Consider the following 16,252-nt stretch of genomic DNA (forward strand, 5'->3'; position numbering starts at 1 on the left):
ACAATATTTGATACATCATAATATTTCTCGAGTAAGGTCTGGCATAACTATGATAGGACTTCAGGAACTTTGGGGTCACCCTAAGACCAAAGCATTTCGCTCTACTTTTGAAAGTGCTGATCAACCTGGTTCACAATCGGCGGCATCACATCGCTCACCAACTCACCAACTGCAGCCTCGCCATCGCAGTCTTCACACGCTGTGCCGAAAATAATCAGAGAGGCGTCCGTCCGAGGGCTGAAAAAGCCCATTACCTGAGCAAGCTTTGCGCGCCACTGATCTATCTCCCAAAGGCCCGCGACATAATAGCCATAAGCCAGATGCACATATTTTCCGGAAGACAAGCTTCGCAGAGTCACGCCCTGGAGGGGGACGCCAGAAGGCGACATTACTCTGAAGAACTTCTCTGGCAACCACTCATCGCGATCATAGATACGATTATAATACTGAACGAGCTCCGCCCGGTGGCGTTGGTACTCGTAACTGTAAACACCCACAAACAACTGCTGCTCAGGCCCCGACTCACCAGTAACAGCCCCCCGATCAAACACTGTCTGAACAAAGACAAGATCAGGGTTTCGCACCTGTGGTTTCCAGCCACTCAACCGTTTTCCGAACAAAGGCCCATAACGCTCGGTGTTCAAACCAAGATCAAATGAATCCGGTGAGGGCTTTATTTCTCCGGCAGAGGAAGGTAGAAGCGCCAGAAGCAGAACTGGCAGCGCGGAGGTAGCTGCAACACCAGACCATAATCGACGGTAACCACCTTTGTCAGTTGCAGGCAGACCGCGGTCGGCTCGAGGTGCCTGTTCCGCATTGGTCATTTCCAGTTTTCGGCCAATTAAGAATAGTGGCACCAGAGTCCCCGCAAACACCCACCAGCCGAAGTTATCGTGGTCCCGGATCAGACTCGATTCCATATTGGTTTCGTAACCCATATAAATGATTACGAAAACCCGAATCCAGTTCGCCAATAACGCGAAGCCCACCGCTGTCAGGAAAAAGACAATTCTTGAGCGAAGGCACCTGAAATTAAGCTCTCCATACAACGCCGCGAGGGCCTGACCAACCAACAGATATCGTAAGCCAGAGCATCCGTGAGCCACCTCAAAGGCACCAACACCAATCAGGTATACGAAGACTCCTTCTACTTCAAAATCAATATCAAAAAATCCCAGCAACAGCCGGTTTATCTCAACCGTAATGACTTGAAGGGTCCAGGAGAGGTAATCCCATACCGGCACAGTAAAGAAGAGAATACCGACTGGAATGATAAAAGCTTTGACCTGCTGCCAACCCAGAAAAATGGCAAGCGTACCCAATAACAGGGGAACTATGGTTAACTCTTGCAGCGCTTGCACTCGCAGGACATCGCCAAGGCCGTACGCAATTAATGCCAGGGCAAAGGGCAACAGCCACAACGGGTAAAAACCGGGAACAGGTGAATCTCTTTTTACCGTTCGTACAATAAGAACAGCGGAAACCAATAGAAGCAACAAGCCATGGGAGTAGGATTCGTCAAACTTGAACCAGCGGCTGACAATCCCTTCGACGGTGGGCCATATAAGTAGGAAAAGGGCGCCAAATATTACAAGGAACGGAAGTACCTTCTGAACCAAACTGCGATCTTGAATCCTTTCAATCGTCATACATCCACTTCCCATATATGTAAATCAGTCCTGGCGGTATTGTGCCTGCATGCACAAGTTTTTGCCACGACAGGGCTACAACCCTACCCTGCGACTGAATGCTCTCGCGATTAACGGGGGACTGGCCGCCTGGATACGATACAGAGCCTTGAGTAGAGGGCTGCGAACTACTTGGAACGTGGAGAAATGCACAGGTTCCCCATGAAAGTGTGATTTATAGAACTGCTTCTTACCGGTGCCTGCCAGCAGATCATACGCGCTCGTTATTCTGTGGTTGAAAGCAGACTCAATCGCGTACCCCAGGTGGAGATAACCCAGTGACACTTTCGCATCGAAGTCTTCCTCATACCCGGCCTGGAGATTGTACCGGCAACCTCTGACCACCAGATCGTATAACACAGAAACACAACGCTGATTGTAAAGGATCAAGCTCATAGCCGGTTTACCACCACATAGGTGCAGCCTTTCAAGGAGCAGGCGGTGAAACCTGAGCGCCTCCCTATCGAACGCCGGTTTCCCCCATCGGGTCATATGGAATGCGTTGAGGCGCTCAAAAAAGTCCCCATCACGACATTGATCGTGGTCCAGAAAAGCAAGCTCACCCTCCTTTTGCAGGTATGCTCTGCGGTTATAGGCTTTCAGCCGGGTATTCTTTCCAAGCCCCGCCAGCCAGTCATCAAAATAGCCAGAGGTATCGATGCGAATTCCAGTATCGTTGGCACGGCGAATAATCCGGTAGCCTTGTTGCTCCCTAAAGCCCCCGGATTGGAGATTCGCCAACTGATCCGTGGGCACATCGGTGAAGATCAGCTCATCCCATTCCAGATATTCCAGCGCCGAAACAAGCGCTTCCCTGACCAGGTGCACGCAACCACGGCGGGCAATGATTCCGCAATACTCCGTCCGCACCGTCGGCGCAAGCCGCCAGGCATTGCCAATCATGTAAAGGCGGGCAACCCGAATTCCTGCAGGCGTCACCAGCACCCGGCGGCAGAAAGGGCCGATACCAACAAGCTCATCCTGCGGATCAAAAACACCCAACAGCACCAGCTCCATGCCCAGAACCTGAGACCAGGTTTCCCACCAGCTATAGAGCCAGGGCCAGCTCATGAACAGAGAGTTGGCGTCAGATGCTTCAAGGCACCTTTGCCATTCGTCCGCCATGCCGGCAAATTGCGCCTCGGAAACTGGTTTGACCCTCAGCATTGTTTACGCTCCTCTGCGGGCACACCCAGCAGGGGTTCCGTGGTGTAAAAATCACTGGCTGCCTGAAGGAACTCACCATCAGAGTCACCGGCCATAATAAACCAGGTCGACAAACCTGCAGAGTCCTCCACGCCCGGTTCATAGATATAGAAACGTGGCCGCCCCCTGAGTTGAACAAACCCCTCAGCGAGAAACGCTTCACCAAACGCCGGATCCGAAGTAACAGACATTACTTGCGCTGCATGGGGCCAGTGCCGCACAGCTGCATTCACAAGGGAACGTTTAATCGGCTGATTACGTGCCGGACCGCAATAGTCGACGATACGCAGAGTGCCACGGCTGAAGCGGGTAACCAGTATTGCCGCCAATTGATCATCCTTCCAGGCACAAACGAACCCATAACGGCCCAATGGGTGCTGCTGGTATCGCCAGTTCAGGTAGGTGAAATCTCTTTGAACAGCCCTTTCGTAACCTGGAGCGGATCGCTCCCAAAGTGAATCAACACGTTCGTGCTCGGGGAGAGTTGAGCGCACATTAATATGCATTCCGGAGATGTCCGGCACCGCGGAGAAAAAACTCTGCAACCGATTAAGCCATTGAAGACAGCTCAGCAACCAGCTGCGAATCCCCTTGCGCCGACGCAGCATTCTGTAGCTTCTTACCGATTCATAGGGCACCCAGCCAAGGTGACGGAGCACTTGGCTGGCCTGGTTACTTATGCCGAAGGACATAATCAAAGGGGAATTCCTGTGCAGTTCATGCTTGATCACACTACCCAGTCCCTGACCCCGCCACTGCTCAGCGAGATAGAAATCACAGCTCCATAAAACTGAAATATCTTTACCCCGGTCGGTGGCACGAACCGCCATAACGCCGTTGAACCCAACTACCCTATCTTCGTCGTCAGCCAGCACGACGGGCGCGAACGGCAAACCAAAGGGATTGGACTCAAACTGCCACTGCCACAATTCAGCCTTGTAAGGAACATCCCTGAACAGCCTGAGTACACCTTCCCGGTACTTTGGCTGCCAGGGAACACACCGTGGCAAGCCGCTTTCTGCGGCCGCGGCACTTACCTTCACATCCTTCGTCATTTTCGCGGCACCATAACGCGATACAGCGCCTTCCAGACTACTGTATCAAGCGGCGAATTACGCAGCGCCTTTGCAATAGCACCCACCGCTTCACCAAGGTCACCAGCGCTGGCGAAGTACCTAGCTTTGCGACAATAAAAACGAGCCAGTCCCCAGCGGCGTTCCGCCGGAGAAAGAGTCTCCCCATACCGTGCCAAAAATTCCGCGATAATCCGCTCGTTTGCATCGAATCGCCGACGCTTATCGGAGGAAATCTGATCCGTCATCACCCGGTAGGAAGCGACGATGCCCGGCTCATAATGAAAACAATACCTAGCAGAAAACCTTAGCCAAAGCTCGTAGTCATCAGCAACACCTAAAGACGTATCAAAACCACCCATCGCCTCAAAGCACCGCCGCCTCACCAGTGCCGTCGTAATACTCACGCTATTATCAGCCAACAGTTTCCGCGTGATCCTGCCGGAATAACGCTTCATATTCTCCAGGCTGACAACGGAACCCTGCTCATCAATGATCGCCTCGTCACCATGAACAATATCAACCTCCTGGTGCGCGCGAAAGACCGCCAACTGCTTCTTCAGCTTGTCAGGAGCCCATAAATCATCAGAATCGAGAAACGCGATAAAATTGCCGGTTGCCTGTTCAAGCGCCAGGTTACGAGCATAGCTCTGGCCCTGATTTTCCTGGTAGAAATAACGAATCCGCCGGTCACCAAGAAAGGGTTCCAGCACTTTCCGGGTATCGTCTGTTGAACCATCGTCCACAATGATCAGTTCGAGATCAGTGTAGGTCTGAGCCAGCACACTGGCGACCGCATCCGGTAGAAACTTGGCCCGGTTATAGGTTGGCATTATTACGCTAATCGTCGCCATTTTAAATTCCTAAAGCCATACATGACGATTATCGCTTGATAAGTAATTTACCCAATGCTCGCCAAGGCCCGGGCCACCACGGATAATAATTAATTCCCTTTATAATGTCACAAATAGAATCCCTAAACGATTTAACGGATATTTCATATCGGGCTTTTCTAATATAAAAGTGGCTGAGGCCTCTCTGGCGCTGCTTACGAGTAACAGCGTCAGGATACTGTTCAAGAAATTTCAGGAGTAGTTTCTCATTACCAGAGAACCGCTGTTTCTTGTCAGACGAAATTTGATCATCCATAACCCGATAGTAGCTTAAAAATTCGGGAATATAACGAAACTCGAATTTTGTAGAAAACCTTAGCCATAATTCATAATCTTCTGCTACGCGATCTGTTTCATTAAAACCACCCAGTTCCTTAAAACATTTTTTACGAGTCATGGTGGTATTCATGCTCACGAAATTGTCCTTTAAAAGATGATGAGTGATACGGCCAGAATAGCGTTTCATCGTATTTTTACCGATCTCTTCACTTTTTGCATCAATCAATACGCCATCTCCATATACAATATCAGCCTCTGGGAACCGATCAAATTCTGAAATGGAGATACTAAGTTTTTTCGGAAACCACACATTATCAGAATCTAGGAAGCAGATGAACGCACCATTGGATTCAGATATACCTTTGTTTCTTGCGACGCTTTGTCCCTGATTAAACTGGTAAAAATACTTGATTCTCTGATCAGTAAGGTAAGGCTCAATTACCTTTTTTGTGTCATCGGTTGACCCATCATCTACAATGATGAGTTCGAAATTTTCGTAAGTTTGAGCAAGAACACTGTCTATCGCTTCGCGTAAAAATTCAGACCGATTGAACGTGGGAGTAATAACAGAAACTAACGGTTCTTCATTTTCCACAGTTATTTCCTCCATCCTGGTACAACATATTGGAATTATCGTCGAAATCACAATCGCCGTTTAGTTTAGCCACGCTTGAAACATCAAAATACCCCACAACTCAAAACTATAGTCTTCCCGACCTGAAAGGTGCTCATTCCAAACCTGCCGGACCATATCTGCTTTCCAGTAACCCTGCTCCCTGAGCTTCACCGGGTCCAGGAGCTCCTCTGCCCATTCTCGTAAAGACCCTCTCAACCAAGCTGCTACCGGAACGGCAAAACCCTGCTTCGGCCGATCAATCAGCTCCCGCGGAACATGGCGGTATAGTACAGACCGAAGTACCTGCTTACCGACACTGCCCTGAATATTAAGAGATGCAGGCAGCCCCATGGCGAACGACACCACCCGATGGTCCAGCATGGGGATACGTGTTTCCAGGCTGCAGGCCATGGCGGCACGGTCCACCTTGGTCAGTATATCGTCTGGCAGGTACCAGTTCTGATCCCGCCACATAAGGGTTTTCAAATCATCGTCCGGTACATCGTCCGGAAGTGCGCCGGTCAGCCCGTACGATCCCTCATTCGGTTCTAGCAAAACCATAGCCGGGTCTGGCCAGTAAGAAACCGACCGTCGATAAAAATCCGACAGGCTCTGGGCAGAGGCGATGGCTCTGGCTCGCGCCAAGCGTAAACGAATCGCCTCCACACTACGCCCTTTCTGGGAAGGGATCAGGGCGCGAATGGCCCTGGCAGTTAATTCAGGCGGGAGCTGACCAGAGAGCGCCTTCAGGCGGGAACCAAGCGAACCGCGTCGCTGCCAACCGCGCAACATGCTCGGATAGCGGGTGTACCCGCAGAACAACTCGTCGCCACCATCTCCGGAAAGTGCCACCGTAACGTGCTTGCGCGTCATTTCACTGACCAGATACGTGGGCAACTGAGAAGAATCTGCAAACGGCTCATCGTATATTGTTGGTAATTGCGGAACGAGGTCCCGTGCATTTTTTTCGGTTACATAGAGTTCAGTATGATCCGTGCCCAGATGGTTCGCCACTGCTGCTGCATGCACCGCTTCGTTAAAGCCCTCCTCATTGAATCCAATACTGAAGGTCTTCACAGGTTGATTAGCCTGCTTCTGCATCAGAGCGACGATAGTCGAAGAATCAATGCCACCCGACAGAAATGCACCCAGAGGAACGTCCGATATCATCTGGTCACCGATTACTTCCTCAAGAAGTCCTTCCAAATGGAAGGATGCGCCACTAAAAGTCCAGTCTTGCCCCTTGTTAAACTGATCTTCCAGGCGCCAGTAGCGAGAGGGTTCCGGTAGTTCACCGACCACAAGCTGATCAAGGTCTACGCAAATAAATGAAGAAGGAAGCAGTTTCCGAATGCCGCAATAGATAGAATGAGGTGCTGGAATCAGGTTGTGGCGGACTAACAGTGGTAACGCACCACGATTAATCTGACCTTCCCAGCATGGGTGACAGGTAAGCGCCTTGAGTTCCGAGCCGAACAATAAGGTGCTACCCTGCCAGCCATAATAGAGCGGCTTCTCACCCATGCGATCTCTGGCAAGTGTCAACGTTCTTTGCTTTCGATCCACCAGGGCAAAAGCAAACATGCCATTGAAGCGCTGCAGAGCATCCTCCAGACCCCAGGCTTCAAATGCTGCCAACATGACCTCAGTATCTGAATGCCCAATAAAGCTAAACCCACTCTCCTCAAGTTCTCTCCGCAGTGCTCTGAAATTATAAATTTCGCCATTGAACGAAATTACGAATCGACCGCTGGCAGACTCCATCGGCTGTGCACCAGTAGGAGAAAGATCCTGAATAGCCAAACGGCGGTGAACCAAACCAACGGTGTTTTCTCTCCAGATTCCCTCTCCATCCGGCCCCCTATGCTCAAGAGCATCTCCCATAGCTCTGAGGCTCTGCTCCGAAACCTGGCGATCGAGGCGATTACTGCTGGCAACCAGACCCGCAAATCCACACATGAACGTACCTGTTCTATAGAAAAATTAGCATACCTGACTATCGCCGGAACCGACTGACGACAAACTGACGCTCGTCCGACGTCAGCGACAAAAACCAAAACACTATGAAATAAATAGTGCCGCCGGCAACCACTGTTGCTATCAGGGCGGCATAACTCTCGATACCCAATGTCCAGCGAACCCATGCAACGAATAGCCCCATAGAAATAATCGGAACCATAAGGGGCAAAAGACTCGTTTTCAGATACTGACTGACCGGCAACTTAAGATGGCGGCAGCTATGTGTCAGGAGCACTGGCTGCAAAACCAACGCGGGTAACACTGAGCCAACTGCTACGCCAACAATGCCATAATATTGGACCAACACAACGCTCAGGCCCACGTTTATTACAGCTGAAATAGGCATTAGTTTCGCGAAAATTCCATGTTCGTTTATAGCAGTCAGATAACGACTGCAGAAGGGGTTCAACATAGGAAGGCTAACGAAGATCACAAGTAATAATATAATTATGTCTGACTTCTCTGTGTATTCGGGTCCTATCCATAAGGCCAGAAATGGCGTACCAACCAGTGCCACACCCACACCGATTGCCACAACCAGGCCTGCAACAACCTTACTTGAGACAAGATAGATGCTTTGAATTTCAGCCTGCCGGGACCTCGCGGCCATATCACTGAACAGGGGCATGAAGGCATGAGTAAGCGTCCACCCGAGTCCCTGAATATTTTTAACAAGATTCATTGGTATGGCATAAAAAGGCACAGAGGCAGGCCCCAGGACCGCACCAATAACGATAGTATCTGTCGCGCTTTCCATGCGGGTAGCAAGCCCCTGAACAAAGGATTTAAGACTGAAATGGAGCATTTCCGACAACTTGCTACGGGTGAAATTGCTCGCTTTAAAAGATATTCCCCCCAGGGAGGGACGAGATAATAAAACGAAAAAAAGCAGATACTTGATTGATAATCCCAGCGCATTAACCCCTGCTAACACCAGAAGCGCATTTTCCGGATTCGCAAACGTCAGGAAAAGAGCCGCACCGATTATACTATTGAGGATAGTTATGTTGTTTTTAAGGTAATACTTCTGGAAACCTTCAAGAAAACTCTCCGCGACGTAACCCGGAAAAACAATCAGCATTTGGCCCGCAATAATCAGCAGAAATAAAGCGTATTTCAGGCTTTCCTCTCCTTCAGGCGCCATCCATCCACTGAACCATAACGCCCACCCGCAAAGGATCAGAGCGACAACAAAACCAATACAAACATTAAAAACGAAGGTGGAGGCAAAAACTTGTTGTAGCCCCAGCCTGTCGTCCTCTGCGCGATATTTTGCCGCAAAACGGCTGATTGCCGGTTTTATGCCGAGATCGAGCATCCCCATATAGCCGACAATCGCACCAACCATCTCCCAAAGGCCGTAATCATAGTTGCCCATATAATGAATGAAAAAAGGCGTCATAATAAAAGTCAGCGTGAGCTTGACCAGCATTACCAAGACATTGGAACCTGTATTGACGAGAATGATTCGAAACAAAAGACTATCCTTGATCGTTAAGCTTGCTATAAAGCAACGCCAGTTCCCTTGCAGGCCGTTCAATACTGAATCTGGATACCGCCACTTCCTGATACCTCTTGAATTCCCCCCGGCGACTGTCAATATCCTGGAACTCACGTATTATCGCGGCCGCAAGAGCCTCCGTGTCACCAACGGATACCTGCTGAGCTGGGCTTCCATCCAATACCTCCCTTAAACCAATGCAGTCGCTACCGATAATTGGAACCCCGGCTGTTAGCGCCTCCATTGCCAATAAGCCGCAAGCTTCCCAACGCGAAGGCATGACAACCAGATCTACCCCTTTTATGGAACCAGCCATGTTGTCCGTTTGTGGCATTTGGTGGAAATATTTACACAAGCCTAGTCCGCCAAGATAGGCATAGTCCTCGCGGATAAACCCCCCCCACCCAAAGGTTGCTACATGAGGCACTTCGGCCATTAGTCTTCGGGTACGAATCAGATCAATGGCGTCGACAATCTGTCGAAAACCTTTTTGCCCCATAAAGCGGCCGAAAAAACCAATGAGGGGTGTATCGGGGCTCAATCCTATGGTCTTGCGAAGAGGGAGTGCGCATCCCTCCCGAAAATACGCAGTATCAATACCATGCAGTATACCGTGAATGCGCTCGGGCCCAATCGCTGGAAAGAAATCCAGGAAGTTGTTGCGTGCATCATCGGTAACAGTATGGATTGCATCCATTCGTTTGAACGCAGCAGACATTAAAATGTGCTTGAAGCGGCCTTTAAATCTCTGGAACTGTGCCTGATTGAACACATCATGGGCTGTCATCAAGTGGCACTGATTCAAGCCCATTATCGCAAACTCCGTCAGCGCTCCAGCCGAAAATCCATGAGAATGGACAAGCTGGAAGTCCCCTTTCCGAACCAAACTGCGAACTTGCCTAATAAAGGCAAATGACCCGGTTTCTGCGGTTTCCAGCCGTATTCGGCCGCTCGGCAAAAAATCCCTTAAATATTCACCTAGCCCATGGTCTGGGGCAACGAGCGTAAATTCGTAATTTTTGAAATTTTCTTGACCATAAACATACCTGAAGAAGGTTTTTATTCCACCACCAGGTTGCAGGGCCGTCATAAGAACGTTTTTCATGCGCTAAGAGCTGCCCAGCTTGCGGATAGGATACAGTCCGTACTTTTGGCCAAATCGTCTTGCTTGCTCGGACGATTCACTTTGATTTGACCGTGTCATTTTTATATCCAGCCGCTGGTAAAAGACAATCACAAGCCCTGCAAATAGATACCAGTAGTATTGGGATAGCCCCCAGTAATTAGTGCTATAAACCAGGTACATCCAAAAGACAGCCGTCAGAGTCTTGTTCAGTCGTTTGTAGAAACCTAATTCGCCTTCGTCACTCAATTCGACCAACTTCCGGCCATTATCTTTGAGTTTTTTATAAACTCGTACAAGAAATCTGAGAAACAATGCAAACCCTAAAATACCTGTTTCTATCAGTATCTCCGCGTAAAAGTTATGGGCTGCCTGGCGAACGCCGAGAGTATGCGTTTTCGCTTCTTCTGTTGTACCTAGCCCATGGCCCACGATTGGACGGTTCATTGCCAATTGGAACTCATTCATCATCCCTGTAAAGCGGCCTTCAACCGAATCCATAGAGGACGTATTGCCGGTTTCAGATTTACCAATCAAGGATAAGTATCGATCCTGCTGCTGCGGTGACATTACGTTCCAGCCCGCAACTGCAATAGCTACTGCGAAGACGACAAGCATCCATTTTCGACCGGAGTCCCTGAATATCATCCAGGCAACGACCAGAAGAGCTATGAAGGAGCCACGAGACTGAGTAAGGATCAGCGCGTATAATAACGCGGGCATTGTTGCCAGATAAAACAGCTTTGCCCAAAACCGCCCCGGCCAGAGAAGGTAGTGCAGGAAGGGAATAATAGTCGCAATAACAAATCCCAATTCATTTGGATTGATTACATCTGATGGAGCGCCTGACAGGCGAACGGAAAACTCGCCGCCTCCAAGGTAAGTTCTGCTACCCCAGTAACCCGATGTGATATTCAGATAAAGAGGCTCTAATACACGTATGATCTGGCAACCAACGAAAACGAATAGAAAGATTCTCAGGCGCCTGTCGCTGTCAACTATGAGAACTGTAAAAAACAGAAAAACTATGGCTCTTACGAAGTCAGAAAGATTGTTGCGAATAATACTTCCCGGCCATTCCACAAAAGGCAGCGAAATCAATAGATAAACCAAAAAAACAAGCATCGCTTGCATGATCGGCTCTCGAGTCCAACCTTTAAACTTTTCCTTTTGCATAAACAGAAGCAGCGTCAGCAACAGGACCAGGAGTAATGTTGGACGGATACTGCCATAAACAGGTATTCGAGCAGAAAAGTGCAGAAAAAAACTAATAAGAAAGTAAATGTAAAGACCAAAGGTAAACGTATTCACCTGCCCAGTAGCTTTCAAACCTGAAGTGCTTCCGAACTTTTCTTGTTTCGCCAGAGGCATACGCTTATCTCTCCCCTGATACAGGTGCAGCGGCAGACGCGCCCACCAGGGAATAATATAAATTTACATGGGCGCCAATCATTCTCTGCAGGTCATGACGCTGATCAGCCAATTCCTTGCCCGCGGCACCCAGTTGCTTTGCAAGTTCCGGGTCCCTCAACAAGCCAAGGATATGGTCTGCAAGTGCACCAACATCCCCTATCGGATATCGATAGCCTGTTTCACCCTGCAAAACAGCTTCTCTGTTACCGCCTACATCAGTAACGATAATCGGCAGTGACGCCTGCATGTACTCAACAACTGAATTGGAATAGCCTTCCGACTCAGAACAAAGTAAACCAATGAAACCATGCTTAAGACATTCTTTTACATCATCACGCCCACCAAGAAAATGGACCCTCTGAGCTAGCCCCAGCTCTTTTGCCAGTTGCCTCAACGGTTCCCAGTTGCCGCTACCGATAATAACAAGCTGCGCACTGCCGCCATTTTTCACAACCAGATTCACAGCGCGAACAGCGTCTTCTATTCTCTTAAGAGGGCGGTAATTCGCTACCAGAAACATGATCGGACCAAGGCCATTTTCTTTTATGGCTAGGATGTCCCCGGTGGCCGTCATGGTGGGCTTTTCTGAACTCTCATACCCATTATAAATAACTTTGATCTTATCGGCCGGAATCCGCTCTTTTCTGGAAGTCACCTCGCCAACCGCCTGACTGTTGACAACGACTTTGTCCGTAAACTTTCCGGTAACCTGAAGGATCCGAAGGTAGGTACGGTTGTACCAGTACCCCATGTCTCTCCGGGAGATTATGGAACGAATACCAACCGTACGGAGCAAGGGCGGCCCAAATATGGACGCATCATGAAAATAGATGTGGGCGAGACTATACCCCTCAGCAGCGGCATTTCTGGCATATCGCCAGAACGAAACCCAGGTTCGGGGATCCAGAAGACTCGAATGACCCAAGACATCCACCTGGCAGGATATGGCGCCTGAGTCCGAAAACTCTGAACGCTGCAAAACGAGCAAACGGGGCTCAAACTGACCACGAGGCAAGTGTTTGATCAACTGCAACAGCTGGCTTTCAGTGCCAGCATAGGGATTAACCAGTCTATTACTAATAAAAAGAATCCGCTCCCTGGCAGGCATTTTCATTCCTTTGTTAATTGCCAATTAGACCACACGCTCACGCCCCAAAAGAACCTTCAGGGCCCTCAGTGGATCTAACATTGCAGACTTTACCAGCAACGGGACCGCGATAATACGACGACTCTCTCGCCAGTAGGTTTGCCCTAAACGGAAATTCAATACGGCAGCACGCTTTCTGATTATACGAGAAGGGTAAGGATAGCGCTTTTGAGCGCGACGAAGCACTTCAAAGCCAGTACTCCAGCGCCGCTCCAACCCTTTCTGGCTGATAGAATCTTCATGTTTTCTGTAATGAAAAGCCACCGTGGGTAAATAACCGACTTTGCCTGCCTCAAACAGCCGGATCGCCATATCATGATCCTGTGCTGCACGAAACGATTCCTCGAAAAAGCCAACTTTTTCAATAAGCGTTCTTCGAATAAGAGCCCCCCCAGGTATCGCAACGTAACAATCGACTAAAACTCTCGCGGGATCGCCGGTCTCCGTATGGTTTTCGGGTAAGGTATAGAAAAGAGGATTGCCATACCGATCAACCGCTAAACCGTTGCCATAGACCATATCAAATGAGGGATCTGCCTCAAGAAACTCGACCTGCTCAGCAATTTTCGTTGGTGCGAACAGATCATCGCTGTCAAGGATCGCTAAAAGTTCACCTGAAGCGGCCCTCAGACCCACGTTGAGGGCCGCTGATTGACCTTTGTTTTCCCTATTGTCATGGGAAAGAAGTGTTATCGTTTTTTCGTCAGAAAATCGCTTTAGAACATCATAAGTTCCGTCACTTGATCCGTCATCAACCGCGATAATCTCAATGTTCGGGTAATTCTGATCAAGAACGGATTGGATGGTTTCTTTGATATATTCTACGCGGTTAAAGGCGGGAATAATCACAGACACCATTGGCATTTGTCCTTCCAAAGCTGGATGCCTCAATGAGTCAGAGAAGTTTAAAGAAAAGAGCTAACAACCTCGTTGATTCGACCCGTAACTTTATCCCAGGTATATTCAGATTTCACAGCAACATGCCCCGCCTCGCCCTTCTCACGAAGCGCCTGGGGATCACTTAACGAACCGAGAATGTTTTCAGCAAGCGCCTCCACATCCCCGGGTTCAATCACCTCCCCAGCATTGTTGCCGCAGATGATTTCCGGCATAACACCGGTGTTTGTTCCGATGCAGGGCAGCCCATGGGACATGGCCTCTACAAACACCTCACCGAATGCCTCGTTAAAAGAGGGCATCACGAACATCGATGCATTCCGGAATAGCTGCTGGTACTTTTCGTTATCAACCGGATCCCGCTTATCCAGAAATCCGTGAACCTCAACCCCTGGCTCGTCAATGTTCCAGTCTCTACCAACTAAAACAAGCTGAGCTTCAGGCAAGGACTCTCTTACCTTCCGAAAGGCATTAAGCAGGGTAACGCCACCTTTTCTCTCAAAGGAATGGGACGCAACAAAAAGAATTCGTTGCTGGTCATACGCTTTTTCCTCCAGGGATTCAGCGACAAAAGGGCTACCAAAACCCGCGTAATGAACTTTGTCTTCCGGTAAGCCAAAATCTGTGACGAAAGAGCGGGCAAGCGTCTTGCTCATGGTGAAGACCCCCGAAAGGCCATCGTACACCCTCTTTTCATAATCAATGGCCTCTTGAATACGTCTGTCCGGTAATAACTCTGGCGGAAGAGATCTGGTGTAGGCGAACACATTGTTATCATGAAACGAGAACGCGGGGATGTTCATGCTCTGGCAGTAACGGTTCAAATTCATATTTGAACCTATTTGAAGCACTGCGTTGTATTCACCTTTAAAGTCACCCAGACCTTTTATGCCTTTACGGCTGAGCAGGTCATAGCGCATGACATCCAGCTGGTCTTTCGCGTTCCATTTAACGCGATCCAGTGCAGCATTTTTTAACTTAAGCCCCCTACGAAGCCAGCGAGGAATATTGATGTCAACCACGCCAGAAAGCTCTCCGCCCCCATCAAGCTGGCGAAACAGATGGTAAAAGGCTGAACCTTTTCGTTCCTGAAATGCAAATCCCTGCATTACGCCAACAATCCTTGGATCAGGCATTACGCGCCCCCCGATTCAAACAGCATTCTAGAACCTCAGGCAAGACGAAATCATTCAGTCAACTCCGAGAATCTTTTGGAAATTTTCCAGTTACGCTATGTTACACGCCGGGAGTGTCCGAGCGCTACCTGAAGATACCCACAAGTTTAGCGGAAACCTATGTTTGGATTAAAATTTGCTAAAGCCCTGCAGTAGCGACAAGCGCTGCAAGCGAGATCCAACCTGCACGCTGATACTATCCAACGAGCCCTTTATTGCCTTTTGTAAGTGCGCTGAGATATAGTCAGAAAATAGCTGAAAAGGTAGTCAGGTGCGTCATGTGTAGGCACTGCGGTAATTCATTTCGTGACTTCAATCCATCAGGCCACATTATTGCAAAAACTGACTTTTGGAGCCTTCTGTGAGAAATCTCTTTACGTGGATTGTCATGCGCACCTGGCCGTTCCCATTTGCTCATGTTCGATTGTTGTATTCGCTAAAGCCAAAAAAACTGAAACAGGAGGTTGTTACAACACGGTTAAGGGGATTCCCGGTCAGGTTGACCTATGATCCTAACAGCGAAATCGGAAGATACCTTTTCTTCCGGGGGACCTTCGAGGAACAAATCCTTAACAAGATCAGAAAGGTCGTCAAGTCAAGTGTGGTGATCGTATTCTGGATGTGGGTGCAAACATAGGTGTCCATTCACTCGTATTCAGCACTCTGGTGGGAAGCAGCGGACAAATCGTTGCAATCGAGCCCCAATCCAAGGTCCGGAAAAGACTAGAGGCAAACCTGAAAAACAACCAGATTACTAATGTCGTCGTTTTAGGCTGCGCCATTGGTGCTGAAGAATGTTGCGCCAGAATTTATGACATCGCTAATAACAACGATGGGGCAGCAACTTTGAGGCCCAGTGAACCCGAAAAACATGAAAAATTCGAAAATATTGAAGTAAAGACACTGGATTTTGTGCAGTCGAGCACCCACCTGGATCGTTTTGACATTGTCAAAATTGACGTCGAGGGTGCCGAGTTGGAGGTTTTACAGGGGCTTTCAAAATTGTTCAAGTCCAGCCCGCCTCGCTGTCTTTTTGTGGAGTGCGTTAACTCTAACCTCAAGCGATTTAACACGTCTTCAGAAGAATTAATCGCTAAACTGGAAGATTTAGGATATCAGTTAGAGGCCAAACACAAAGGAAGATGGGTATCAATCAGCGACGCTGACCGAAACAACTGCGACATTTTCGCAAAACTTAAAGTGTAAAAAAAAGATTTATTTG

The 16,252-nt window shown here is 48.9% G+C and carries 12 protein-coding genes and 1 pseudogene; 1 reads left to right on the forward strand and 12 read right to left on the reverse strand.

Features of this window, described 5'->3' with window-relative positions:
* Positions 1-101: 101 nt before the first annotated feature.
* The 12 genes from xrt to DIT72_RS09290 all read right to left on the reverse strand — a co-directional run bounded on the left by xrt (position 102) and on the right by DIT72_RS09290 (position 14,991).
* Positions 102-1,649 carry an exosortase gene (xrt, locus tag DIT72_RS09235; protein ID WP_135954953.1) on the reverse strand — a complete coding sequence of 516 codons (1,548 nt, stop codon included), beginning with the start codon at positions 1,647-1,649 and terminating at the stop codon, positions 102-104.
* 75 nt (positions 1,650-1,724) lie between these two features.
* Positions 1,725-2,855, reverse strand: a complete 1,131-nt coding sequence (locus tag DIT72_RS09240) for a GNAT family N-acetyltransferase (RefSeq protein WP_135954954.1) — start codon at positions 2,853-2,855, stop codon at positions 1,725-1,727.
* Positions 2,849-3,823 (reverse strand): GNAT family N-acetyltransferase, encoded by a 975-nt coding sequence (locus DIT72_RS09245; protein ID WP_135954955.1) that lies wholly within the window; start codon positions 3,821-3,823, stop codon positions 2,849-2,851. The genes DIT72_RS09240 and DIT72_RS09245 overlap by 7 nt, the downstream gene beginning before the upstream one ends.
* A gap of 122 nt (positions 3,824-3,945) precedes the next feature.
* Entirely contained in the window at positions 3,946-4,821 is an 876-nt protein-coding gene (locus tag DIT72_RS09250) for a glycosyltransferase (RefSeq protein ID WP_135954956.1), read from the reverse strand.
* A 28-nt stretch (positions 4,822-4,849) separates the two neighbouring features.
* Positions 4,850-5,734 (reverse strand): glycosyltransferase, encoded by an 885-nt coding sequence (locus tag DIT72_RS09255; protein ID WP_228260772.1) that lies wholly within the window; start codon positions 5,732-5,734, stop codon positions 4,850-4,852.
* Between the two features lie 60 nt (positions 5,735-5,794).
* Entirely contained in the window at positions 5,795-7,714 is a 1,920-nt protein-coding gene (gene asnB / locus DIT72_RS09260) for an asparagine synthase (glutamine-hydrolyzing) (protein WP_135954958.1), read from the reverse strand.
* 37 nt (positions 7,715-7,751) lie between these two features.
* Complete coding sequence (locus tag DIT72_RS09265; RefSeq protein ID WP_135954959.1) at positions 7,752-9,251, reverse strand: oligosaccharide flippase family protein; 1,500 nt, start codon at positions 9,249-9,251, stop codon at positions 7,752-7,754.
* A gap of 4 nt (positions 9,252-9,255) precedes the next feature.
* Positions 9,256-10,380, reverse strand: a complete 1,125-nt coding sequence (locus DIT72_RS09270) for a glycosyltransferase family 4 protein (RefSeq protein ID WP_135954960.1) — start codon at positions 10,378-10,380, stop codon at positions 9,256-9,258.
* 3 nt (positions 10,381-10,383) lie between these two features.
* Entirely contained in the window at positions 10,384-11,769 is a 1,386-nt protein-coding gene (locus tag DIT72_RS09275; RefSeq protein WP_135954961.1) for an O-antigen ligase family protein, read from the reverse strand.
* Between the two features lie 4 nt (positions 11,770-11,773).
* Complete coding sequence (locus tag DIT72_RS09280; protein ID WP_168355044.1) at positions 11,774-12,919, reverse strand: glycosyltransferase; 1,146 nt, start codon at positions 12,917-12,919, stop codon at positions 11,774-11,776.
* A 24-nt stretch (positions 12,920-12,943) separates the two neighbouring features.
* Positions 12,944-13,816 carry a glycosyltransferase gene (locus tag DIT72_RS09285; protein WP_228260773.1) on the reverse strand — a complete coding sequence of 291 codons (873 nt, stop codon included), beginning with the start codon at positions 13,814-13,816 and terminating at the stop codon, positions 12,944-12,946.
* A 47-nt stretch (positions 13,817-13,863) separates the two neighbouring features.
* The gene (locus DIT72_RS09290) at positions 13,864-14,991 is read right to left on the reverse strand and encodes a glycosyltransferase family 4 protein (protein ID WP_135954964.1); all 1,128 of its coding nucleotides are present in this window, start codon (positions 14,989-14,991) and stop codon (positions 13,864-13,866) included.
* 645 nt (positions 14,992-15,636) lie between these two features.
* Between DIT72_RS09290 and DIT72_RS09295 the strand changes: the two are divergent.
* Positions 15,637-16,236, forward strand: a pseudogene (locus DIT72_RS09295) (FkbM family methyltransferase); the annotation flags it as partial.
* Positions 16,237-16,252 lie beyond the last annotated feature (16 nt).

It is taken from the genome of Marinobacter orientalis, assembly GCF_004792665.1.
GTDB classification, from domain to species: domain Bacteria; phylum Pseudomonadota; class Gammaproteobacteria; order Pseudomonadales; family Oleiphilaceae; genus Marinobacter; species Marinobacter orientalis.